This is a genomic window from Vibrio sp. 1562 (assembly GCF_033340155.1).
Lineage (GTDB): Bacteria > Pseudomonadota > Gammaproteobacteria > Enterobacterales > Vibrionaceae > Vibrio > Vibrio alginolyticus.
Window position 1 is genome coordinate 1 of the sequence record NZ_JAWOVY010000823.1, and the last position, 507, is coordinate 507.

Below are 507 nucleotides of genomic sequence, written 5' to 3' on the forward strand. Positions count from 1 at the left end.
GGGCTGAAGGTCTTACTGCAGCATGGGACCACGTTAACTTAGGTAAAGATTTTGCCATCGAAGTTGCGCGTGTAGAAATGCTAATCCCTGCACTACTTTTCTGTGTGCTTGCTTCTGGCTTTATCAACCCGAAAGCCAACTTAGCAGGTAACCACGGTCCAATGATCCCTCTTATTGGTACCATCGCTCTCGCTGGTGCTCACCCTCTTGCATTGGCAATTCTTATTGGTGTATTCGGTCTTCTACTTAGCTTCTTGAAAGGCGGTTCTAAACTGGTGAACCTCACCTCAGAGGGTACAGCTGGTGGCTTGCTCATTTTCTTGGGCTTGACGGGGACCATGAGCCAAATCAACTCGATTCAAGAATGGGCAGTTGGCCTACAATCTTCAACTGTTGAAGCTGGCAGCATGGGTTACGTGGGTCTGATCGTGCTTGCAGTGACTATCGCACTATACGCTTTCCTTGCAAAAGTGAACAAACGTTGGCTTGCGATTCCAGTGTGTGCTT

The 507-nt window shown here is 48.3% G+C and carries 1 protein-coding gene; it reads left to right on the forward strand.

The features are described from left to right. Window positions 1-507: DUF3360 family protein (locus R7Z49_RS27875; RefSeq protein WP_318112897.1), on the forward strand; the 507-nt coding region annotated here is incomplete at both ends.